Consider the following 21,365-nt stretch of genomic DNA (forward strand, 5'->3'; position numbering starts at 1 on the left):
CCGGCGGGGGGGGGGGGCCCCGCCCCCCCCCCCCCCACCCCCCCCCCCCCCCCCGCCGCCCCCCGGGGGGGGGGCGGCCGGCCCCCCCCCCCCCCGGGGGGGCCCCCCCGGGGGGGGGGGGGGGCCCCCCCCCCCCCCCCGCCTCTATTCCGTTTCCCGTGCCAGGGTGTGCATCGCCGCCTCGTTGCGGATCGTCACCCGCCCGGGGATCAGCGACACAACCCCATCCGCCTCCCACGCCTTCAGAAGCCGGTTGACGCTCTCCCGGCTGGCGCCCACCAGCTCGGCCAGCTCCTTCTGCGTGATCGCGACCGAGGCGAGCCGCTGCGCCGCCGCAAGCCGCAGCAGCGCCCGCGCCAGCCGCACCTCGAGCGGCTGGAACATCAGCTCCTCGACCTGGGTCGAGGTCCGCCGCAGCCGGTCGCACAGCACCTCGATCAGGGCCAGAGCCAGCTTCGGATGCGCCTCCAGGAGCGGCAGCACCTCGCGCCGGTCGAGCGTCATGATCCGACCGTCCGTCAGCGCCACCGCATCCGCCGAGCGGGGCCTTCCGTCGAGCAGGGCCATCTCGCCCACCACCTCGCCGGCGCGGATCGTGTTGAGCACGATGTCCTTGCCGTCGTCCGAGGGCAGAAGGACGCGGATCTTGCCGGACAGCACCGCGAGCAGCCCCGCCCCCGGATCGCCGCGGCGGAACAGCGTCTCGCCGCGGCGCATCGGCCGCACATGGGCATAGGCCGCGAGCCGGGCGATCTCCTCGGCCGGCAGCCGACCGAACAGCGGGTTCCTCGCCAGCACCTCGACCCGGGCGTCGGCCCCCGGCTCCCGGCCCTGCTCCTCGCGCGTCACGACGACTCCCCTGGCTTCGCCCTGACCTCCATAGCAGGAGGCGCCGCACCGTGGCAGCCCGACCGCTTCTGTCCGGCGCGCGCTTCCGCTAGGGTCGCGCGACGCGCGGGAAGACGACAACCACCCGCCTCCTGGGAGATGGAAGCGATGAGACCGCATCTGCTGGCCGCCGCAGCCGCCGCGGCACTGCTCGGCCCGATGGGAGACGCCCATGCGCGCACCGTGCGCTGGAGCGCGTCGGGCGATCCGAACACGATGGACCCGCACTCGCAGAACCTCGGCACCGTGACCATGGTGCTGCAGCAGATCTACGACGCGCTGATCATGCGCGACCGCAATCTCGGCCTCCAGCCGGGGCTTGCCACCGCCTGGCGCCAGGTCGAGCCGACACGCTGGCGCTTCGAGCTGCGGCGCGGGGTGACGTTCCACGATGGCAGCGTCTTCAACGCCGACGACGTGGTGTTCTCGATCCAGCGCGCCCTCGCGCCGACCAGCAACTACGGCATCTTCGTCGACACCGTGGCCGAAGTGGTCAGGGTCGATGACCACACGGTCGAGGTCGTCACCAAGATTCCCGATCCGATCCTGCCCAACAAGTTCGCCTCGGTATACATCATGGACCGCGAGTGGTCCGAGGCGAACAACGTCCGCCAGCCGCAGAACACCCGCGCGCGCGAGGAGACGCACACGGTGCGCAACACCAACGGCACCGGCGCATACCGTCTCTCCATTCGCGAGCCGGATGTGCGCACCGTGCTGGTGCGCAATGACGACTGGTGGGGCTGGAAGGAGCCGGGCAACGACGGCAATATCGCCGAGATTGTCTATCGTCCCATCACGTCGGACGCGACGCGCGTCGCCGCGCTGCTGTCGGGCGAGGTCGACTTCGTGCTCGATCCGCCGCTCCAGGACCTCGACCGGCTGCGCCGCGCGCCGGGCGTGACGGTGCTGGAGGGGCCGGAGGTGCGCACCATCTTCTTCGCGATGGACGTGAAGCGTGACGAGCTGCTCTACAGCAGCGTGAAGGGGAGAAATCCGTTCAAGGATCTGCGCGTGCGCCAGGCGCTCTACCACGCGATCGACATCGAGGCGATCCGTTCGCGCGTGATGCGGGGCAACGCCATCGTCACCGGCACGCTGTTCCCGCCGCAGGTGAACGGATACTCGAAGGAGCAGGATGTGCGCCTCCCGTTCAACCCCGACCGCGCGCGTGCCCTGCTCGCCGAGGCCGGCTACCCGCAGGGCTTCGAGGTCACGCTCGACTGCCCGAACAACCGCTACATCAACGACGAGCAGATCTGCCAGGCGGTGGCGGCGATGTGGACGCGGGTCGGCGTGACGACGCGCCTGAACGCGATGCCGCTCGCCAACTTCTTCCCCAAGATCCAGCGCGAGGACACCTCGATCTACCTGCTGGGTTGGGGCGTGCCGACGCTCGATGCGCTCTACTCGATCCAGTCGCTCCTGGCCTCGAAGGATGGCGAGCCCGGCAACGGGATCTGGAACTACGGCAACTACTCGAATGCGCGCGTCGACGCGCTGACGCGGACCATCAAGAACGAGGGGGATCCGGAGAGGCGCACGGCCGCCATCCACGAGGTCCTGCGCATCTACCGGGAGGACGTGCCGCACATCCCGCTGCACCACCAGATGATCCCCTGGGCGATGCGCTCGAACCTGTCGATCCCCCACATGGCCAACAACCAGCCCTATTGGCGCTGGGCGAAGATGAACTGAGGGCGGGGTGCGCCGAGCATCCCCCACCCTGTCCCTCTCCCCCATGCGGGGAGGGCGGACGCCGCGGCTCCACCGGGCTCCCTCTCCCGCGATGCGGGAGAGGGTCAGGGTGAGGGCGTTCCAGTGACTGCACGATAGCGTTCCATGTTCGCCTTCATCGTCTCGCGGCTGCTCCAGGCGATCCCGGTGATGCTCACCGTGAGCCTGATCAGCTTCTCGATGTTCGCCTATGTCGGCGACCCCGTCGCCATCATGCTCGGCCAGGACTACACGGAGGCGCAACGCGCGGCGCTGGTGCGCGAGCTCGGCCTCGACCGGCCGTTCTACGTGCAGTTCGTCGTCTTCCTCCAGAACGCGGCGCAGGGCGAGTTCGGCCTCTCCTACCGGCTCGCCCGCCCGGTCGCCGACCTGATCCTGGAGCGGATGCCGGCCACGCTCGAGCTCTCCTTCACCGCTGCCTGCCTCGCGCTCGTGGTCGGCGTGCCCATGGGCGTCTATACCGGGCTCTACCGCGACTCCTGGCTCTCCCGCTTCTTCCTGACGATCTCGCTGATCGGCGTCTCCCTGCCGACCTTTCTGATCGGCATCCTGCTGATCCTCGTCTTCGCGGTGATCCTGGGCGTACTGCCCTCGTTCGGCCGCGGCGAGACGGTGGCGATCGGCTGGTGGACGACGGGGTTCCTCACCGCATCCGGGCTGAAGGCGCTGATCCTGCCCTCGATCACGCTGGGGATGTTCCAGATGACGCTGATCATGCGCCTGGTGCGGAGCGAGATGCTGGAGGTGCTGCGCACCGACTACATCAAGTTCGCCCGTGCCCGCGGCCTCTCGAACCGCGCCGTCCATTTCGGCCATGCGCTCAAGAACACGCTGGTCCCGGTCATCACGATCACCGGATTGCAGCTCGGCGCGATCATCGCCTTCGCGATCGTCACCGAGACGGTGTTCCAGTGGCCGGGCATGGGGCTGCTGTTCATCCAGGCCGTGGCGAACGCCGACATCCCGATCATGGCAGCCTATCTGCTGCTGATCGCGCTGCTGTTCGTCGTCATCAACCTGATCGTCGACCTGCTCTACTACGCGGTCGATCCCAGGCTGCGCGGCGGGCTGCGCGCGGCCGGAGGGCGCTGAGCCATGAGCGCCTCCGCATCCGCAGGCGGCCTCGCCCGCTTCCTCGACAGCGATCTCTGGTACTCCTTCACCCGCTCGCCCGTGGTGGTGCTCTCGGCCGTGGTCGCGCTGAGCATGATCGGCGCGGCGATCCTCGCGCCCTGGATCGCGCCGCACGACCCCTTCAACCTTGCGACCCTCGACCTGCTCGACGCCTTCACGCCGCCGGCATGGGACGCGGAGGGCGATCCGCGCTACCTGCTCGGCACCGACGACCAGGGACGCGACGTGCTCTCCACCATCATGCACGGCGCGCGCATCAGCCTGTTCGTCGGCTTCTGTTCGGTCGTGTTCGCGATGACGCTCGGCGTGACGATCGGGCTGATCGCCGGCTATGTCGGTGGCACCACGGACGCCGTGCTGATGCGAATCGCCGACATCAAGCTCACCTTTCCCGCGATCCTGATCGCGCTGCTGGTGGACGGGCTCGTCCGCGCCGCGCTGCCGCGCGAGCTGCACGATCGGATCGCGCTCTGGGTCGTGATCTTCGCGATCGGCATCTCGAACTGGGTGCCCTTCGCGCGCACCGTGCGCGGCTCCACCATGGTCGAGAAGAACAAGGAGTACGTCATGGCAGCGCGCGTCATCGGCCTCTCCTCTGCGCGCATCATGCGCAGCCACGTCCTGCCCAACGTGATGGGACCGGTTCTGGTGATCGCGACCTTGCAGCTCGGCTTCGCGATCCTCGCGGAGGCGACGCTCTCCTTCCTCGGCGTCGGCGTGCCGCCGACCCAGCCATCCCTCGGCACGCTGATCCGAATTGGAAACGACTTCCTGTTCTCCGGCGAGTGGTGGATCACCGTCTTTCCGGGCATGACGCTGGCGGTGATGGTGCTGTCGGTGAACCTGCTGGGCGACTGGCTGCGCGACGCCCTGAACCCCAAGCTGCGCTGAGGCCCGCGCGATGCCCCTGCTCGAGGTCAAGAACCTCCGCGTCGAGTTCCCGACGCGCCGCGGCACGCTCACCGCGGTCGATGACGTCTCGTTCCACATCGACCCGGGCGAAGTGCTGGGTGTGGTCGGCGAGTCCGGTGCGGGCAAGTCGATCACCGGGGCGGCGATCATCCGCCTGATCGAGCCGCCGGGGCGGATCGCCGGCGGCCAAGTGATCCTGAACGGCAGGCGGATCGACAACATCCCGCTCGACGAGATGCGCCATGTCCGCGGCAAGCAGATCGGCGCGATCTTCCAGGACCCGCTGACCACGCTCAATCCACTCTACTCGATCGGCCGGCAGCTCGTGGAGACGATGCAGACGCATCTTGCGCTCAGCGACAGGGAGGCGCGCGCGCGCGCGATCCGGTGGCTCGAGGAGGTAGGCATCCCGGGCGCGGCGCAGCGCGTCGATGCCTATCCGCACCAGTTCTCGGGAGGGATGCGCCAGCGCGTCGTCATCGCGCTCGCCCTCTGCGCCGAGCCGAATCTGGTGATCGCCGACGAGCCCACCACCGCGCTCGATGTCTCGATCCAGGCGCAGGTGATCGCCCTGCTCAAGCGCCTCTGCCGCGAGCACGGCACGGCGATCATGCTGGTCACCCACGACATGGGCGTGATCGCCGAGACAGCCGACCGCGTGGCGGTGATGTACGCGGGGCGGATCGCCGAGATCGGTCCCGTGCGCGACGTGGTGAAGCATGCACGCCATCCCTATACCGAGGGGCTGATGGGCTCGATCCCGGCGCTCACCCACAAGGTCGCACGCCTGACGCAGATCGAGGGGGCGATGCCTCGGCTGACGGACATCCCGCCCGGCTGCGCCTTCCATCCGCGCTGCCCGAAGGTGTTCGAGCGCTGCCGCGTCGAGCGGCCCGACCTGATGCCGACCGACGGGCCGAACCTGGCCGCGTGCTGGCTCCACGCGCCGGCGCGAGGCGCGCGCGAGGTCGGCCATGCCGCCTGACGCGACCGCGATCGTGCAGGCGAAGGCGTTGGTGGAGGTCGAGGACCTCGCGCGCGACTTCGACGTCTCCAAGCCCTGGCTCTACCGCGTGCTGCAGGGCGACCGGAAGCGCATCCTCAAGGCCGTCGCCGGCGTGTCGTTCGACATCCCCAGGGGCACCACGCTGTCGCTCGTGGGGGAGTCCGGCTGCGGCAAGACGACGGTGGCCCGGCTGGTGGTCGGGCTCTATCCGCCGAGCCGCGGTCGCATCCGCTTCGACGGCGTGGACATGGCGGGGCTGGCCTCGCGCGCCGAGGCCGAGTCGCTCCGGAAGAGGATCAACATGATCTTCCAGGACCCCTACGCCTCGCTCAATCCGCGCTGGCGCGTGCGCGACATCATCGCCGAGCCGATCCGCGCCTTCCGGCTGCTCACCGACGAGAAGGCGATCCAGGAACGGGTCGCCGAGCTGCTGACGCAGGTGAAGCTCAGTCCGAAGGACGGCGAGAAGTATCCGCACGAGTTCTCGGGCGGGCAGCGGCAGCGCATCTCGATCGCGCGCGCCCTCTCGTCGACGCCGGAGTTCCTGGTGTGCGACGAGCCGACGAGCGCGCTCGACGTGTCGGTGCAGGCGCAGATCCTGAACCTGATGAAGGATCTGCAGGCCGAGATGGGGCTGACCTATCTGTTCATCAGCCACAACCTTGCCGTGGTCCGGCACATGTCCGACCGGATCGGTGTGATGTATCTGGGCCGCATTGTCGAGCTCGCGCCGGGCGAGACGCTGTTCGCAACGCCGCGGCATCCCTACACGCGGATGCTGCTCGATGCGATTCCGGATCTCGACATGACGGGGCGGGCGCGCACGCCGGTGGGCGGGGAGGTGCCGAGCCCGATCGATCCGCCGCCTGGATGCGCGTTCCATCCGCGCTGTCCCTTGGCGAATGCGCGCTGCAGGGCCGAGGTGCCCCAGCTCCGGCCCGTGGCGGATGCGCAGGTGGCATGCCACGCGGTGGAGGAGGGGAGAACCGCGTAGCGGTTGCCTGCGGCTCCCCGGCTCACCCCCAGAGTTCCGCCTCCGGCGGGTGCACCAGGCTGCCCTCGTAGCGCAACCCAGGCTCGCGATCGGCCGCCAGCAGCAGCGGCCCGTCGATATCGACGAAATCGGCCCCCTGCGCCACCAGATGTGCCGGCGCCATCGACAGGCTGGTCGCCAGCATGCAGCCCACCATGACGCGGAAGCCCATCCGCTCGGCGGCGGCCTTCAGCCGCAGCGCCTCGGTCAGGCCGCCGGTCTTGTCGAGCTTGATGTTGACCACCTGATACAATCCCTGCAGTCGGCCGAGCGTCGCCGTGTCGTGGCAGGACTCATCCGCGCCGAGGGGCAGCGGAACCTGCCGGCCGCGCAGCGTCTCGTCCTGCTCCGCATGCAACGGCTGCTCGAGCAGCTCGACGCGCGCCGCGGCCAGCGCGGACGCAATCCGCTCCACCTCCGTCAGCGTCAGCGCCTCGTTGGCATCGACGATCAGGCGCGCCTCCGGCGCGTTGGCGCGCACGGCGGCGACGCGCTCGGCATCCTGCCCGTCGCCGGTCAGCTTCAGCTTCAGGAGCGGCCGATCCGCAGCCTCCTTCGCCGCGGCGCCCATCGCCTCGGGCGTATCGACCGAGAGCGTATAGGCGGTGATCACCGGCTTCGGCTCCGGCAAACCCGCGAGTTCCCACACCCGCTTGCCTGCCCGCTTCGCTTCCAGGTCCCAGAGCGCGCAGTCGATCGCATTGCGCGCCGCGCCCGCCTTCATCGCGCGCTGCAAGCCCTCGCGGCCGAGCCCGCCGGCGATCGAAGGGCCCATCGCGCCGATCGCCTGCGCCACCGCCTCGACCGTCTCGCCGTAGCGGGCATAGGGCGTGCACTCGCCGCGGCCGATCGCGCCGTCCTGTTCGATCTCGCAGACCAGCACGCGCGCCTCGGTGCGCGCACCGCGGCTGATGCGGAAGGAGCCCTTCAGCGGGAAAACCTCCTCGCGCACCGAGAGCCTGGCCACCATCGTCACATCGCCTTCAGCACATCGACGATCTTGCCGCAGCCTGTGCGGGCCGGGTCGACGGTCGGCAGGCTGAAACGCTGCTCGGTCTCGGCGATCTCGCGCAGGGCGGCGGATTCCGTCATGTGCTGGGTGTTCAGGCTGATGCCGATCACCCTCGCGGCCGGGTTGGTGATGCGCGCGACCGCCTCGTGCGCCTCGATCGTCTCGGCGATGCCCGGCACCGGGCGGTCGCCCAGCCCGCGCATGGTGCGCCGCGTCGGGTCGTGCACCATCACCATCGCATCCGGCTGCGCGCCCATCACCAGGCCGACCGTGACGCCGGCATAGGACGGGTGCAGCACGGTGGCCTGGCCTTCCACCACATCCCAGTGGTCGGCTTCATTCGCGGGGCAGAGCACCTCCACCGCGCCGGAAATGAAATCCGCCACCACGGCGTCGATCGGGATGCCCGAGCCGGCGATCAGGATCCCCGTCTGGCCTGTCGCGCGGAAGGTCGCCTTCAGTCCCGCCGCCTGCATCTCGCGGGCGAGGGCCAGGGCGGTGAACATCTTGCCGATCGAGCAGTCCGTGCCGACGGTAAGCACGCGCCTGCCGGAGCGCTTCACGCCCGTGCCGACCGGGAAGGCGTCCTTGGGATGCCGCACGTCGTGGATTGCGCGTCCGTGCAGCCTCGCCGCCTCCGCCACCGCCGGCAGATCGGCGATGCGGTCGTGCAGGCCGGCAGCGATGTCCATGCCGAGCTCGACCGCGCGGATCATCAGCTTCTGCCACTCGGCGTTGATCCGCCCGCCGCGCGTGGTGGTGCCGATCAGAAGGGTCTTGGCGCCGCGTTCGGCCGCCTCCTCCAGCGTCAGGTCGGGCAGTCCGGCATCGGCCTTGCAGCCGGGCAGGCGCATCTGGCCGACGCAGGCCTCCGGACGCCATTGCGCGACACCGACGCCGGTCTTGCCGGCGAGCTGGTCATGCGCCTCGCCGAGGAAGATCAGGTAGGGGGTGCGGATCTGAAGCAAGGGAGGTCTCCGGGACAGGTCGGCGCGGAGGCTAGGGGCGATGCGCGCGCGCGTCGAGAGTGGCACGCACCGCGGCGAGCGCCTCGGCGGGGACGACAACCGGCAGGGTGAGCACGAGGAACGACAGCGTCTTGCCATGCCCGTCGAGGTTGAGCGCGGCGTTCACCCCGCCTTCCAGCACGTCGTCGATGACGAGGTTGAGCGCGTGCAGATTGGGCAGCAGATAGCGCCGCACCGCGGTCGGGCGGCGGTGCGCGAACAGCGCGGCGATGCGCGCCTCGGTGACCTGCTCGGTCAGCACCGGCCAGACATCGGGGTGGTGCGCGATCACCACGACGTTCAGCCGGTTGCCCTTGTCGCCCGTGCGCGCATGGGCGATCGCGTGCAGGGGCACGGTGATCACGGCGAGACCATCGCGATGCGCGGGGCGACGAGATCGCGCGGGACCAGCGCCGAGGTGGTCGCGACGCGGCGCGTCACGGCGGTGCGCACCCCGCCGCCGCCGGCCGGCCCGCAGCAGTAGAGGCTGAGCACCTCGCGCGCGGCCGCCTCCGCCGTGGCGCGGTCCTCGGCCAGCGCGGCGAGGCGCACGCGCACCTCGCCGTCCGGGGCGAGCGGGCCGCCGCGCGCCCCCTCGTCGCTGTCGAGCACCGCCTGGAGGCCGAGCAGGTCGATCCGCAGCCGCACCGGGAGTGCACCGACGCGGGCGCGCAACGTGGTCGCGGCGAGTCGCGCACGCGCGAGCGCATTCGGTCCCGCGTAGCTGATCTCGCCCTCGCCCAGGAACCCGCCCTCGGTGCTCACCGTCGCCTTCAGCGTCGGCGGCCGGGCGTGGCCCCGCGCGCCGCGGACCACGACCGTGTCCGGCGCGGTCTCCGCCACCGTGACCCCGGTGATGTCGAGCGTGACGTCGGGCGTCAGATACGCCGCCGGATCGTGCACCTCGTAGAGGATCTGCTCGGTGACGGTGCGGCGATCGACGAGCCCTCCTGGCGTATCGGCCTTGGTGACGGTGATGGCGCCGTCCGCCGCCACCTCGGCGATCGGGAAACCGATCGCCTCCGGCGCCGGCACGTCCTTCACGCCGGGATCGCCGAAATAGCCGCCCGTCACCTGCGCGCCGCATTCCAGCAGATGGCCGGCGAGGGTGCCGACGGCGAGCGCGTCGAGGTCGTGCTCGTTCCAGCCGAAATGCGCGATCAGCGGGCCGAGCGCGAGCGCGGGATCGGCGATGCGCCCGGTCACCACGATCGCCGCGCCCGCGCGCAGCGCCGCGGCAATCGGGAAGGCCCCCAGATAGGCGTTGGCGGCGATGATCGGTCGCGCGGGTCGCGCGCTTCCCTCCCAGACGATGCGCGGATCGTCGAGCACGTCGCGCACGTCGTCGCCCTCGACCACGGCGATGCGCGGGGTGCCAAGGCCGAGCTCGCCCGCGAGCCGCGCGATCGCAGCGGCCGCACCGCGCGGATTGGCCGCCCCGAAATTGCCGACGATCGGGATGCCGGCGGACAGGCAGAGGCCGAGCACCGGCCGCAGCAGCGGCACGAGCGCCGGCTCATGGCCGGCATCGGGATTGGTCTCGCGCGCCAGCACGCCGAGCGCCAGCGTCCGTTCGGCCAGCGTCTCGAAGGTCATCGCCGCAGGCCCGCCGCGCGCGATCAGCGTGCGCACCACCGGCTCGGCGGCATCCAGACGATCGCCCGAGAAGCCCGCACCGTTGCCGACCAGCAGAGGACCCATGACGGCTACGAGGCTAGACGGCTCCGCGCGCGCCTGCCAGCCTGCGCCCATCGCCACGAAGGGAACCACGATGCCAAGCACACGCGAGGCGGCGATCGCCCGGGCGCAGCGGCTGTTCGACGACGGCACCTTCCGCAGGACGCTGGAGGCGCTGATCGCCATCCCCTCGACCAGCCAGGAGGAGCGCCACCGCCCCGATCTCGATCGCTATCTCGACGGCGCCCTGCGGCCCTGGCTGGAGCGGCTGGGGTTCCAGGTGGCGATCTCGCCGAACCCGCGCGTCGGGCTCGGGCCGATCCTCACCGCGACCCGTCACGAGGGCGACGGGCTGCCCACCGTCATCACCTACGGCCACGGCGACACGGTGCGCGGGCTCGAGGAGCAGTGGTCGGAGGGCCTCGCGCCCTGGTGCCTGACCGAGAAGGACGGCAGGTGGTACGGACGTGGCGTGGTCGACAACAAGGGTCAGCACGCACTGAACCTCGCCGCCCTCGAAGCCGTGCTTGCCGAGCGCGGCGGCAGGCTCGGTTTCAACCTCAAGCTTCTGATCGAGACGGCGGAGGAGCGCGGCTCGGGGGGCCTGCGCGAGTTCGTCGCCGCGCACAAGGACCTGCTTGCCGCCGACGTCCTGATCGGCTCGGACGGGCCGCGCGTCGATCCCGAGGTGCCGACCATCAAATGCGGCACGCGCGGTACGTTCCATTTTGATCTCGTGGTGAACCTGCGGCCGGGAGGCGTGCATTCCGGCCATTGGGGCGGGCTGACCCGCGACCCGGCGATCATCCTCGCCCACGCCATCGCCGCGATCATGGACCGCAACGGGAAGATCCTGGTGCGCGACTGGCTGCCGGGCGGCGGCATCCCGCCGGCGGTGAAGACGGCGCTCGCGGGCTGTCCGCTGGGCGGCGCGGGCGAGGCGGCGACCATCGACGAGGGCTGGGGCGAACCCGGCCTGACACCGGCCGAGAAGATCTACGGCTGGAACAGCTTCATCGTGCTGGCGATGGTCTCCGGCAAGCCGGACGGGCCGGTGAACGCGGTGGCGCCGAACGCGCGCGCGCACTGCCAGATCCGCTACACGGTCGATACCGATCCCGCGACTTTCGCTCCCGCGCTGCGCCGCCATCTCGACGCGGCAGGGTTCCCCGAGGTCGCGATCGAGAATGCCGGCATCCGCATGCCGGCAAGCCGCACCGATCCGTCCAACCCCTGGGTCGGCTTCGCCGCCGACAGCATCGCGCGCAGCCTGAACCGCCGGCCGCAGGTGATCCCGAACGCCTCGGGCGGGCTGCCGGGCGACGTGTTTGTTGATCACCTCGGGGTACCGCTGATCTGGATCCCGCACAGCTACAACGGCTGCAAGCAGCACGGCCCGGACGAGCATGCGATCCCGGCGATCCTGCGCGAGGGTATCGCGATGATGGCCGGGCTGTGGTGGGATCTCGGCGACGGCAGCACGCCACGGTTGACCTAGCGCGCCGGCGATGCCACCACGGTGGACATGCCTGCGCGCATGTCTCGCCGCTTGATGGTTGCCGCCATGGCCGTTTCCTGCGCCGTCCCCACCGCGCCCGCCTGGCCGGAGACCGGCGAGGCGTCCTGGGTCGCGCGCTCGTTGCGCGGGCGGCGCATGGCGAGCGGCGCACCCTATGATCCGCGCGCGCTGACTGCGGCGCACCGCACGCTGCCGCTCGGCAGCAAGGTCCGCGTCACGCGCGTGGACACCGGCCGCTCCGTGATCGTCACCGTTACGGATCGCGGCCCCTGGGCGGACGGGCGCGTGATCGACGTCTCCGAGGCGGCCGCGGATGCGCTCGGCTTCCGCGGCCGCGGCACCGCGCCGGTGCGACTTAGCCTGCCGTAGAGCGGAATCCACACGGGCGGGAACCGCTCCAACCGGTCCTCGCGCGCATCGTCACGCATGCGGCTGACCCCAGCCGCACGCGACCTGCTCTAGACCCGACCGTGGCAGTGCTTGAACTTCTTGCCCGAACCGCAGGGGCAGGGCGCGTTGCGCGGCGTGTGGTGCCAGGTCGAGGGATCGGCGGGATCGACCTGTCCCTGCCGCCCGCGCGCAGGCCGCGTCAGCACGGCGGTGCCGCCGCCCCCCTCGGCGGGCTCCGGCGCATCCCGGTCGGGGGCCGCGCTGGTGAAGTAGACGGGCTCTGGCGGCGGCGGCGGGGCAAGCTCGACGCGCGCCAGCAGCGCGGTCACGCGCTCGCGCAGATGCGCGAGCATAGCATTGAACAGGTTGAACGCCTCGTTCTTGTACTCGTTCAGTGGATCGCGCTGGCCGTAGGCGCGCAGGCCGATGCCCTGGCGCAGATGGTCGAGCGTGAGCAGATGCTCCTTCCATACCTGGTCGAGCATCTGCAGGAGCACCGACTTCTCGATCTGGCGCATCAGGTCGGCGCCGAAATCGGCGGTCTTCTTCGCCATCAGGCTGTCGGCGGCCCTGGTGATCCGCTCGCGGATGTCGGCCTCGTCGATGCCCTCCTCCTTGGCCCAGTCCTCGATCGGCAGGTCGAGGCCGAACAGGCGCAGGATCTCGTCGTGCAGCCCCGCCGCGTCCCACTGCTCGGGCATCGCGTGCTCGGGGATGTGCCTGGCGACCGCGTCCGCGATCACCTCGTGGCGCATCTCGGCCACCGTCGCGGAGACGTCGTTCGCCTTCATGAACTCGCGGCGCTGCGCATAGACCTCGCGGCGCTGGTCGTTCATCACGTTGTCGTACTTCAGCAGGTTCTTGCGCGTGTCGAAGTTGCGCGCCTCGACCTTCTTCTGCGCCTTCTCGAGCGCCTTGTTGATCCAGGGATGGACGATCGCCTCGCCCTCCTTCAGGCCAAGCTTCTGCAGCATCCCGCCCATCCGGTCGGAGCCGAAGATGCGCATCAGGTCGTCCTCGAGCGAGAGGAAGAACTTGGACGCGCCCGGATCGCCCTGGCGGCCCGATCGGCCGCGCAGCTGATTGTCGATGCGGCGGCTTTCGTGGCGTTCCGTGCCGATCACGTAGAGCCCGCCCGCGGCCTTGACGATCTCGCGGTTCCGCGCGACCTCGTCGCGGATCGCGGCGGCGCGGGCCGCCTTCTCCTCGCCCTCCTCCATCCCGGCGAGCTCGAGCCGGATGCGCATCTCGGCATTGCCGCCGAGCTGGATGTCGGTGCCGCGCCCGGCCATGTTGGTCGCGACGGTCACCGCGCCGGGCGCGCCGGCCTGGGCGATGATGTAGGCTTCCTGCTCGTGGAAGCGCGCATTCAGCACGTTGTGCGGGATCCTCTCCTTCTTCAGGAGCTCGCTCACCGCCTCGCTCTTCTCGATCGAGGTGGTGCCCATCAGCACCGGCTGGTTGCGCGCGCGGCATTCCTTGATCAGCGCGATCACCGCGTCGTACTTCTCGCGCGCGGAGCGGTAGACCTCGTCGTCCAGGTCCTTGCGTGCGACAGGGACGTTGGTCGGGATCTCGACCACCTCGAGCCTGTAGATCTCGGCGAACTCGTCGGCCTCGGTCGCCGCCGTGCCGGTCATGCCGGCGAGCTTGGGGTAGAGGCGGAAGTAGTTCTGGAAGGTGATCGAGGCGAGCGTCTGGTTCTCGGGCTGGACGGGGACGTGCTCCTTCGCCTCCAGCGCCTGGTGCAGCCCGTCGGAGTAGCGCCGGCCTTCCATCATGCGGCCGGTGAACTCGTCGACGATCACGATCTTGTCGATGCCGTCGCGCGGGTCCTTGCGCACCACGTAATCGACATCGCGGCGGAACAGGGTATGGGCGCGCAGGCTCTGCGTCAGGTGATGCACGATCGTGACGTTGGCGCTGTCGTAGAGATTGCCCTCCTTCAGGATCCCGGCGTCCCGCAGCATCTGCTCGACCCGCTCGTTGCCGGCCTCGGTGAGCGAGACGGTCCTGAACTTCTCCTCCTTCTCGTAGGTCGCGCTGTCCTTCACGAGCTCGGCCACCACGGCATCGACCTGGCGGTAGAGTTCGGAGGAGTCGTCGGCGGGGCCGGAGATGATCAGCGGCGTGCGCGCCTCGTCGATCAGGATGGAGTCGACCTCGTCCACGATCGCGTAGTGGAAGTCCCGGTGGACCATGTCCTCGAACCGGTACTTCATGTTGTCGCGCAGGTAGTCGAAGCCGAACTCGTTGTTGGTGCCGTAGGTGATGTCGCAGGCATAGGCCGCGCGGCGCTCCTCGTCGGTCAGCCCGTGCACGATCACGCCGACGGTGAGGCCGAGGAAGGTGTAGATCTGGCCCATCCACTCGGCGTCGCGGCGGGCGAGATAGTCGTTCACGGTGACGATGTGCACGCCCTTGCCGGTCAGCGCGTTGAGATAGGCCGGCAGGGTGGCGACCAGGGTCTTGCCCTCGCCGGTCTTCATCTCGGCGATCTTGCCCTCGTGCAGCACGATGCCGCCGATCAGCTGCACGTCGAAATGCCGCTGGCCCAGCGTGCGCACGGCCGCCTCGCGCACGGTGGCGAAGGCCTCGGGCAGCAGGTCGTCGAGCGTCTCGCCCTTGGCCAGGCGCTCGCGGAAGCGCACGGTCTGGGCCGCGAGTTCGGCGTCCGACAGCGCCTTCATCTTCGGCTCGAGCGCGTTGATGGCGGGGACGCGCTTCCGCAGCACCTTCAGCGCGCGATCGTTCGAGGTGCCGAGGAGGACGCGGGCAAGTCGAGACAGCATGCGATTGTCCTGCGGTGGCCGTGTTGGCGCGGGCTGCGCGGTGCGGGGACCCGCCGCTGCCCCGCCCGTCTTGCGCCGGAGCACCACCGGGGGCAGGGTCCCGACGGTCAGATAGGCGCGCCGCCGCCCGGCCGTCAATCACGCCCGGGCGCCGGCTTGAGGGACCCGCGGGCTTCCGCCATGATCGCGGCCACGGGAGGCGCTCCCGCCAGCCCGCACGAAGGATCGCCCGCATGTCCGCCCGCTCGCTTCGCGCCGCGCTTCTGGCGACGGCGCTGCTCGCCGCCCCGGCCGGGTTGGCGCAGATCCAGCCCGTTGCACCGGGCGGGGACCCGGTGGTCGCGCGGGTGGACGGCGCCGAGATCCGCCTCTCGGAGGTCGCCGAACAGGCCCAGCGCCTGCCCGAGCAGTTCCGCTCCATGCCGCCGCAGATCCTGTTTCCGCTGCTGATCGACCAGATGATCAGCGAACGGGTCCTCACCCAGGCCGCGCGCCAGGCGGGTCTGCAGGACAGCCCCGAGCTGCGTCGCCAGATGGCGCGGATCGAGGAGCAGCTGCTGCAGCAGGCGCTGATCGGCCGCGAGATCGAGGCCCAGGTGACGGAAGCGAGCCTGCGGGCGCGCTACCAGCGGGAGATCCTCGACAAGCCGGCCGAGGCCGAGGTGCGCGCGCGTCACATTCTCGTGCAGACCGAGAGCGAGGCGCGCGCGATCATCGCCGCGCTCGGCCGCGGCGCCGACTTCGCCGCAACCGCCAAGGAGAGGAGCCGCGGCCCGGGTGCGGCCGAGGGCGGCGATCTCGGGTTCTTCAAGAAGGAGGAGATGCCGGAAGCGCTCGCCGAGGTCGCCTTCACGCTCCCGCCCGGCCAGGTCGCCGCCGAGCCGGTGCGGACCCAGTTCGGCTGGCACGTCGTGAAGGTCGAGGAGCGGCGCGAGCAGCCCAGGCCGAGCTTCGAGGAGGCCGAGCCCGGATTGCGCCGCGCCGCCTCCGAGGAAGTCGCCGAGACGCTGGTCGAACGGCTGCGCAGCCAGGCGCGCATCGAGCGCTTCGGGCTCGATGGCGCGCCGCTGCCCGCCGCGCCCCGCTGAGCCCCGCGCCACCGCCGCCTGCCGGTCCTCCCGCCATGACGCATCCGGTCTCGCCGCTCGCCGTCCCGCTGCCTCCGTTCCCGCCCGTCGCCGGCGTGCGTCTCGGTGCCGGGCGTGCCGGGATCCGCTATGTCGCGCGCGACGACGTGACGATGATGGTCTTCCCGCCGGCCACGACGGTCGCCGGCGTGTTCACGCGCAACCGCTGCCCCGGCGCGCCGGTGGACTGGTGCCGCGCGGCGCTGAGGGGTGGCCGCGCGCGCGCGCTCGTCGTCACCGCCGGCAATGCGAACGTGTTCACCGGCCGTGCGGGCCGGGAGACCTGCGAGGCGACGGCGCAGGCAGCAGCCGAGCTGGTCGGCTGCAGGCCGCGCGAGGTGTTCCTCGCCTCCACCGGCGTGATCGGCCAGCGCCTGCCGACCGAGAAGCTCACCGCCGTGCTGCCCGGGCTGTTCGCGGGGCTCGCCGAGGATGGCTGGGAGCGGGCCGCGCGCGCGATCATGACGACCGACACCTTCCCGAAAGGGTCGGTGCGCAAGGCGCGCATCGGCGCGGCGGAGGTGACGATCGCCGGCATCGCCAAGGGCAGCGGCATGATCGCGCCCGACCTGGCGACGATGCTCTGCTTCATCGCCACCGACGCGAAGGTGCCGGCGCCCGCCCTGCAGAAGCTCCTGGCGAAAGGGGTGAACGCCAGCTTCAACCGCACCACGGTCGATTCCGACACCTCGACCAGCGACACGGTGCTGGTGTTCGCCACCGGCCAGGCGAGGCATGCGCGCGTGCCGGCCGAGGGCGGCCCGGTCCTGCGCGATTTCGCGCGCGCTCTGAACGAGGTGCTGATGGACCTCGCGCTCGCCGTGGTGCGCGACGGCGAGGGGGCGCAGAAGCTGATCCGCATCGATGTCGCTGGCGCGGTGACGAACCGGTCGGCCCAGCGGATCGGGCTCTCGATCGCCAATTCGCCGCTGGTGAAGACCGCCATCGCCGGCGAGGACGCGAACTGGGGCCGGATCGTGATGGCGGTCGGCAAGGCCGGCGAGCCGGCCGATCGCGACCGGCTCTCGGTCGCGGTGGGCGGTGTGTGGATGGCGAAGGACGGCGGGGTGGTGCCCGACTATGACGAGACGCCGGTGGTCGCGCACATGAAGGGCCGCGAGATCCGGATCGAGGTCGATCTGGGCCTCGGCCGCGGCAGGGCGACGGTCTGGACCTGCGACCTGACGCACGGCTACATCGACATCAACGGATCGTATCGTTCCTAGAGCGGCTTTTTGATGGCCGGGATCGGTTTTGGGCTTTCGGCGCGGGGGTGATCTGTGACCCGCCCTCTCCGGCGATGAGGCGGAGGGGGGGCGTGACCTTGCCCCTTGAGTGCCCTTGGCGCGAGGTAGGGTCCGTTCTCTTGAGAGGAGACGGACGATGCGCCGGAACAGGTTCGGCGACGTTCAGGTGATTGGGGTCCTGAAGGAGCACGCAGCCGGGCCGGGGCAGCGGAGATCTGCCGCAAGTACGGGATCGGCGATGCCACGTTCTGCACGTGGCGGAGCCGATGCTGGATGTGGCGACGCTGCGCGAGATGCTCGGAAAAGACTTCTGACACCCGGGGTGAGAAGATCAGCGGACCTGGGCGATCGAGGAGAAGGGCTGCTCCCAGCGCCGCACCTGCGCGAGCTGGCGGAGATGCATCCGACGACCTGCCGCTGTGCCTCCAGGCGAGGGGAGGATGGCGGTGTGCGGGCGCGCCTGGGAGAGCTGGCCAATGCACGGCGGCTGTTTGGCTATCGGAGGCTGGCGATCCCGCTGCGGCGGGAGAGCATCGCCTTGAACCACAAGAAGCTGTTCCGGCTCTATCGCGAGGAGCGGCTGAGGGTGCGCCGGCGCTCGGCACCAGGGTGCCGATGGCGATGCCGCAGGGAGCCAACCCGCGCTGGAGCCTCGACGTCGCTGCTGACGCTCTCGTCGACAGCCGCCGCTTCCGCATTCTGGCGGCCGTCGATGACTCCAGCCGCGAGGGTCTGGCGCTGGTGGCGGACAGCTCGCTGTCGGGGCCGCGGGTCGGGCGTGAGCTCGATCGGATCATGGCGCTGCGCGGCGGTCCGGCGGTGATCGTCAGCGACAACGGCACCGAGCTTACCTCGAATGCCATCGTGCGCTGGGCGGAGGAGCGCAGGGTTGAATGGCACCACATCGCGCCCGGCAAGCCGCAGCAGAACGGCTTCATCGAGAGCCTCATCGGCCGCTTGCGCGACGAGTGCCTCGACGAGCACCTGTTCGCTAGGCTCGGCCCGGCGCATCACCTCCATCGCCCTCCGCGAATGGGCCCATCGGTTCTGAGCAGCGGGACTCGGTATAACAGCGCCCATCCGCAAGCGTTTCGCGGAACTCTCCGGTGCGGGTTGGGGGAAACGGGAGCCGACGGGACTTCCGCCGTGTCGGGTGGCGTGAGGCGAATGCGCGCCGCGCCGAAACGCGCTCCCTCACCGGGCACGCGCATCGCGCCGAGACGGACGAGGCGGAGCCGCGCCACTCCTCCACGCATCGGCGCGCGCCTCGGCTGGGGGGTACGGGGATGCCGGAGGCAGCATCCTCATGAATGACGAAGACGCCCGCACACCCGCACAGGGCTGCGCCGGCGCACCACCCCGCCGCACGAGCGCCGGCCGGGCCCGCCGCGCGCCCGGCGCATATGCGGCCGACGGGTCTCCTCCCCATCACGATCGCTGGTCGCGGTGCAGCCGACCGTTAAACGCGGCGCCCGACCACACCACACGGCCAGTCTCCGACGGTCCCTGAACCGGAATGTCAGACCTGGCTCGCCTCCGGGTGGCGCAGATGCCACAGCCGCTCATGCGCGGCGACCAGGCTCTCCATGTTCTTGCGCCGGTTGGTATCCGGGCTCAACGGGCGGCGGGTGAGCATCATCTCGAGGATATGGAGCAGCTGCTCCGCCACCTCGAAGTCGCCCTGGTCGCAGGCATGGTGGAAGGCGATCAGGATCTTGTCCGACAGCCGCCGGCTGTAGCGCGGCGGGCTGCGCAAGCCGTCGCGTTCGCGGGCCTCGATCTCGAGATCGTCAGCACTCATGACAGCCCCTTCGCAGTCCGGGAACGCCCCATGTCTCCTCGCTTTCCGCCAGAGTCTATGCGAATCGGGCGCGGGCGAGAACCTGAAATCGGTCCGGCCCGGGCTCAGACACCCGGACGGCGAAGCTGCGCCCGGATCGCCGCCGCGATCTCCGCCGCCGGCGCCCCGTGGCGGAACAGGCCGGCGAAGCGCCCCTCCGCGTCCATCAGGTAGACGAAGGAGGAATGATCCATCGTGTACTCGGTCGCATCCGGCGGATGCACCTTGGCGTAGTAGACCCGGTAGGCCCGCGCCACCGTCGCGATCTGTTCGGGCGTGCCGGTGAGCCCGATGATGCGCGGATCGAACAGCTCGACATAGCGGGCGAGCGCCTCGGGCGTGTCGCGCTCGGGATCGACCGTGACGAACAGCGGCGCGACCCGCGCGGCATCCTCGCCGAGCGCGTCCAGCACCTCGGCGATCACCTGAAGCTCGGTCGGGCAGACATCGGGGCAGTGGGTGAAGCCGAAGAAGATCAGCATCAGCCGGCCCCGGTAGCTCGTCTCGGTCACGGCCGCGCCGGTGTGGTCGGTCAGGGTGAACGGGCCGCCGATCGAGACCGAAGGCGGGACCGCCATGCCGCCGAGCCGCTGCTCGATACCGGCGTCATGGCGCAGCCAGAGGGTGGCGCCGGTGCCGACCGCGAGCAGGGCGGCAAGCCCGTAGGCGACGAGGCGGATCGTGCGCAGCCAGCGGATCGGGGCGGGCGGGGGCTTGGGCGCGGACATCGGCGGCTCAATACGCTCCCGCCCCGCCCCCGCCAAGGCGGCGCGCCAGGACGTGATGCGTCCCTCCCGGCCTTCTCCCCGGGACGGGGCCGCGTTGCCGGCGGCCCCCCCGAGCACACGCCACGGACGAGAGAGGGTGAGGGACCGTCCCCCCGCCCCGTCAGTGCGTCAGGATCGCGCCGGTCGGCTGGGGCGTGTCGAAGACGTGGTCGGCGAAGGCCTCCTCCCACGTGCCCTGGGTGGCGGCACGGCTGTACTCGGTGGCGCGGTTCTCGAAGAAGTTCGTGTGCTCGATCGCGTTCAGCATCTCGTCGAGCCAAGGGAGGGGGTTCTTCGCCTCGTGGTAGACCGGTTCGAGCCCGAGCTGCACCAGCCGCCGGTCGGCGATGAAGCGGATGTAGCGCTTCACCGATGGGGCATCGAGACCCTCGACCCCGCCCAGTTCGAAGGCGAGATCGATGAAGGCGTCCTCGTGATGCACGATCGTTTCGCAGATCGTGCGGATCTCGCGCTTCAGCGCCTCGGTCCAGATCTCGGGGTTCTCCTCCACGAAGGTGCGGAACAGCCGGATCACCGAGAGGCAGTGCAGCGTCTCGTCGCGCACCGACCAGGAGATGATCTGGCCCATCCCCTTCATCTTGTTGAAGCGGGGGAAGTTCAGCAGGATCGCGAAGGAGGCGAAGAGTTGCAGCCCCTCGGTGAAGGCGCCGAAGGCGGCCAGCGTCTTGGCGATCTCGACCTTCGAATCGACCCGGAAGGTCTGCATGTAGTCATACTTGTCCTTCATCTCCTTGTACTTGAGGAAGGCCTGGTACTCGATCTCCGGCATGCCGACCGTATCCAGAAGATGCGAGTAGGCGGCGATGTGCACGGTCTCGATGTTGGAGAAGGCCGAGAGCATCATCAGCACCTCGGTCGGCTTGAACACCTGGGAGTAATGTTTCATGTAGCAGTTGTTCACCTCGACGTCCGCCTGGGTGAAGAAGCGGAAGATCTGGGTGAGAAGATTGCGCTCGGCCCTGGTCAGCGACCTGTGCCAGTCCTTCACGTCGTCGGCGAGCGGCACCTCCTCCGGCAGCCAGTGGATGCGCTGCTGCGTCAGCCAGGCGTCGTAGGCCCAAGGGTAGCGGAACGGCTTGTAGACCGGGTTCTCGGTCAGGAGGTCGAGGCGGCCCTGGCCGGGCTCGGGGGAGGGGCTGGCGGCGCTCACCGGCGGTATCTCCTCGGCGATGGACGGGGGGGAAGGGCCCGGGCATGGCCGGGCCGTGCGCCTTCATAGCCCGCGCCGCGCCGAGTCCGGCAAGCGGGGCGTGCCC

18 protein-coding genes and 1 pseudogene are annotated in these 21,365 nt (G+C 70.3%); 10 read left to right on the plus strand and 9 right to left on the minus strand.

Translation table 11 applies throughout. The annotated features are described in order from the left end of the window. Window positions 1-144: 144 nt before the first annotated feature. A complete protein-coding gene (locus FK498_RS07650; RefSeq protein ID WP_161988348.1) occupies window positions 145-849 on the minus strand; it encodes a Crp/Fnr family transcriptional regulator in 705 nt (234 codons plus the stop codon). A 147-nt stretch (window positions 850-996) separates the two neighbouring features. On the opposite strand from FK498_RS07650, the gene FK498_RS07655 reads away from it, so the two are divergent. The 5 genes from FK498_RS07655 to FK498_RS07675 all read left to right on the plus strand — a co-directional run bounded on the left by FK498_RS07655 (window position 997) and on the right by FK498_RS07675 (window position 6,671). Beyond that, window positions 997-2,586, plus strand: coding sequence for an ABC transporter substrate-binding protein (locus FK498_RS07655; RefSeq protein WP_141853221.1), 1,590 nt, complete (start codon window positions 997-999; stop codon window positions 2,584-2,586). A 144-nt stretch (window positions 2,587-2,730) separates the two neighbouring features. Continuing rightward, a complete protein-coding gene (locus FK498_RS07660; protein WP_141853224.1) occupies window positions 2,731-3,717 on the plus strand; it encodes an ABC transporter permease in 987 nt (328 codons plus the stop codon). Between the two features lie 3 nt (window positions 3,718-3,720). Then, window positions 3,721-4,650 carry an ABC transporter permease gene (locus tag FK498_RS07665; protein WP_141853226.1) on the plus strand — a complete coding sequence of 310 codons (930 nt, stop codon included), beginning with the start codon at window positions 3,721-3,723 and terminating at the stop codon, window positions 4,648-4,650. A gap of 10 nt (window positions 4,651-4,660) precedes the next feature. Next, a complete protein-coding gene (locus FK498_RS07670) occupies window positions 4,661-5,656 on the plus strand; it encodes an ABC transporter ATP-binding protein (RefSeq protein ID WP_141853228.1) in 996 nt (331 codons plus the stop codon). Further along, on the plus strand, window positions 5,646-6,671 hold the full coding sequence (locus tag FK498_RS07675; RefSeq protein WP_141853230.1) for an ABC transporter ATP-binding protein: 1,026 nt from the start codon (window positions 5,646-5,648) through the stop codon (window positions 6,669-6,671). Before FK498_RS07670 ends, FK498_RS07675 begins: the two co-directional genes overlap by 11 nt. Window positions 6,672-6,693: 22 nt before the next feature. On the opposite strand, the gene dgcA is transcribed toward FK498_RS07675, so the two are convergent. Genes dgcA through FK498_RS07695 form a run of 4 tightly spaced genes read right to left on the minus strand, consistent with a single transcriptional unit; the run spans window position 6,694 to window position 10,430 of the window. Then, on the minus strand, window positions 6,694-7,680 hold the full coding sequence (gene dgcA, locus FK498_RS07680; protein ID WP_141853232.1) for an N-acetyl-D-Glu racemase DgcA: 987 nt from the start codon (window positions 7,678-7,680) through the stop codon (window positions 6,694-6,696). 2 nt (window positions 7,681-7,682) lie between these two features. Then, entirely contained in the window at window positions 7,683-8,690 is a 1,008-nt protein-coding gene (gene dgcN / locus FK498_RS07685; protein ID WP_141853234.1) for an N-acetyltransferase DgcN, read from the minus strand. Between the two features lie 31 nt (window positions 8,691-8,721). Continuing rightward, on the minus strand, window positions 8,722-9,093 hold the full coding sequence (locus tag FK498_RS07690; RefSeq protein WP_141853236.1) for a hypothetical protein: 372 nt from the start codon (window positions 9,091-9,093) through the stop codon (window positions 8,722-8,724). Then, on the minus strand, window positions 9,090-10,430 hold the full coding sequence (locus FK498_RS07695; protein WP_141853238.1) for an acyclic terpene utilization AtuA family protein: 1,341 nt from the start codon (window positions 10,428-10,430) through the stop codon (window positions 9,090-9,092). Before FK498_RS07695 ends, FK498_RS07690 begins: the two co-directional genes overlap by 4 nt. 70 nt (window positions 10,431-10,500) lie before the next feature. Between FK498_RS07695 and FK498_RS07700 the strand changes: the two genes are divergently transcribed. Further along, entirely contained in the window at window positions 10,501-11,904 is a 1,404-nt protein-coding gene (locus FK498_RS07700) for a M20/M25/M40 family metallo-hydrolase (RefSeq protein WP_141853240.1), read from the plus strand. Between the two features lie 66 nt (window positions 11,905-11,970). Beyond that, on the plus strand, window positions 11,971-12,294 hold the full coding sequence (locus tag FK498_RS07705; protein WP_237560875.1) for a septal ring lytic transglycosylase RlpA family protein: 324 nt from the start codon (window positions 11,971-11,973) through the stop codon (window positions 12,292-12,294). 89 nt (window positions 12,295-12,383) lie between these two features. Here the strand turns inward: FK498_RS07705 and secA are convergent, their stop codons facing one another. Then, window positions 12,384-15,107, minus strand: a complete 2,724-nt coding sequence (gene secA / locus FK498_RS07710) for a preprotein translocase subunit SecA (RefSeq protein WP_141853242.1) — start codon at window positions 15,105-15,107, stop codon at window positions 12,384-12,386. Window positions 15,108-15,340: 233 nt separating this feature from the next. On the opposite strand from secA, the gene FK498_RS07715 reads away from it, so the two are divergent. The 3 genes and pseudogenes from FK498_RS07715 to FK498_RS19915 all read left to right on the plus strand — a co-directional run. Continuing rightward, window positions 15,341-16,195: a peptidyl-prolyl cis-trans isomerase gene (locus tag FK498_RS07715; RefSeq protein ID WP_141853244.1), complete on the plus strand. Its 855-nt coding sequence runs from the start codon at window positions 15,341-15,343 to the stop codon at window positions 16,193-16,195. Window positions 16,196-16,230: 35 nt separating this feature from the next. Next, entirely contained in the window at window positions 16,231-17,460 is a 1,230-nt protein-coding gene (gene argJ, locus FK498_RS07720) for a bifunctional glutamate N-acetyltransferase/amino-acid acetyltransferase ArgJ (RefSeq protein ID WP_141853246.1), read from the plus strand. Window positions 17,461-17,617: 157 nt separating this feature from the next. Then, window positions 17,618-18,480, plus strand: a pseudogene (locus FK498_RS19915) (DDE-type integrase/transposase/recombinase); the annotation flags it as partial. 520 nt (window positions 18,481-19,000) lie between these two features. Here the strand turns inward: FK498_RS19915 and FK498_RS07730 are convergent. The 3 genes from FK498_RS07730 to FK498_RS07740 all read right to left on the minus strand — a co-directional run bounded on the left by FK498_RS07730 (window position 19,001) and on the right by FK498_RS07740 (window position 21,259). After that, window positions 19,001-19,282 (minus strand): hypothetical protein, encoded by a 282-nt coding sequence (locus FK498_RS07730; protein ID WP_141853249.1) that lies wholly within the window; start codon window positions 19,280-19,282, stop codon window positions 19,001-19,003. A 104-nt stretch (window positions 19,283-19,386) separates the two neighbouring features. After that, window positions 19,387-20,049 carry an SCO family protein gene (locus FK498_RS07735; protein ID WP_141853251.1) on the minus strand — a complete coding sequence of 221 codons (663 nt, stop codon included), beginning with the start codon at window positions 20,047-20,049 and terminating at the stop codon, window positions 19,387-19,389. A 160-nt stretch (window positions 20,050-20,209) separates the two neighbouring features. Then, window positions 20,210-21,259, minus strand: coding sequence for a ribonucleotide-diphosphate reductase subunit beta (locus tag FK498_RS07740; protein WP_141853253.1), 1,050 nt, complete (start codon window positions 21,257-21,259; stop codon window positions 20,210-20,212). Window positions 21,260-21,365: the final 106 nt, after the last annotated feature.

The organism is Elioraea sp. Yellowstone (assembly GCF_006704265.1).
Lineage (GTDB): Bacteria > Pseudomonadota > Alphaproteobacteria > Acetobacterales > Acetobacteraceae > Elioraea.

What these genes read in the sequence shown, in the direction of transcription:
- FK498_RS07730 (WP_141853249.1), bottom strand. Translation starts at nt 19,282, where the DNA reads ATGAGTGCTGACGATCTCGAGATCGAGGCCCGCGAACGCGACGGCTTG.
- FK498_RS07735 (WP_141853251.1), bottom strand. Translation starts at nt 20,049, where the DNA reads ATGTCCGCGCCCAAGCCCCCGCCCGCCCCGATCCGCTGGCTGCGCACG.
- dgcA (WP_141853232.1), bottom strand. Translation starts at nt 7,680, where the DNA reads ATGGTGGCCAGGCTCTCGGTGCGCGAGGAGGTTTTCCCGCTGAAGGGC.
- FK498_RS07675 (WP_141853230.1), top strand. Translation starts at nt 5,646, where the DNA reads ATGCCGCCTGACGCGACCGCGATCGTGCAGGCGAAGGCGTTGGTGGAG.
- FK498_RS07715 (WP_141853244.1), top strand. Translation starts at nt 15,341, where the DNA reads ATGTCCGCCCGCTCGCTTCGCGCCGCGCTTCTGGCGACGGCGCTGCTC.
- FK498_RS07670 (WP_141853228.1), top strand. Translation starts at nt 4,661, where the DNA reads ATGCCCCTGCTCGAGGTCAAGAACCTCCGCGTCGAGTTCCCGACGCGC.
- secA (WP_141853242.1), bottom strand. Translation starts at nt 15,107, where the DNA reads ATGCTGTCTCGACTTGCCCGCGTCCTCCTCGGCACCTCGAACGATCGC.
- FK498_RS07655 (WP_141853221.1), top strand. Translation starts at nt 997, where the DNA reads ATGAGACCGCATCTGCTGGCCGCCGCAGCCGCCGCGGCACTGCTCGGC.
- FK498_RS07695 (WP_141853238.1), bottom strand. Translation starts at nt 10,430, where the DNA reads ATGGGTCCTCTGCTGGTCGGCAACGGTGCGGGCTTCTCGGGCGATCGT.
- FK498_RS07705 (WP_237560875.1), top strand. Translation starts at nt 11,971, where the DNA reads ATGGCCGTTTCCTGCGCCGTCCCCACCGCGCCCGCCTGGCCGGAGACC.
- FK498_RS07700 (WP_141853240.1), top strand. Translation starts at nt 10,501, where the DNA reads ATGCCAAGCACACGCGAGGCGGCGATCGCCCGGGCGCAGCGGCTGTTC.
- argJ (WP_141853246.1), top strand. Translation starts at nt 16,231, where the DNA reads ATGACGCATCCGGTCTCGCCGCTCGCCGTCCCGCTGCCTCCGTTCCCG.
- FK498_RS07660 (WP_141853224.1), top strand. Translation starts at nt 2,731, where the DNA reads ATGTTCGCCTTCATCGTCTCGCGGCTGCTCCAGGCGATCCCGGTGATG.
- FK498_RS07665 (WP_141853226.1), top strand. Translation starts at nt 3,721, where the DNA reads ATGAGCGCCTCCGCATCCGCAGGCGGCCTCGCCCGCTTCCTCGACAGC.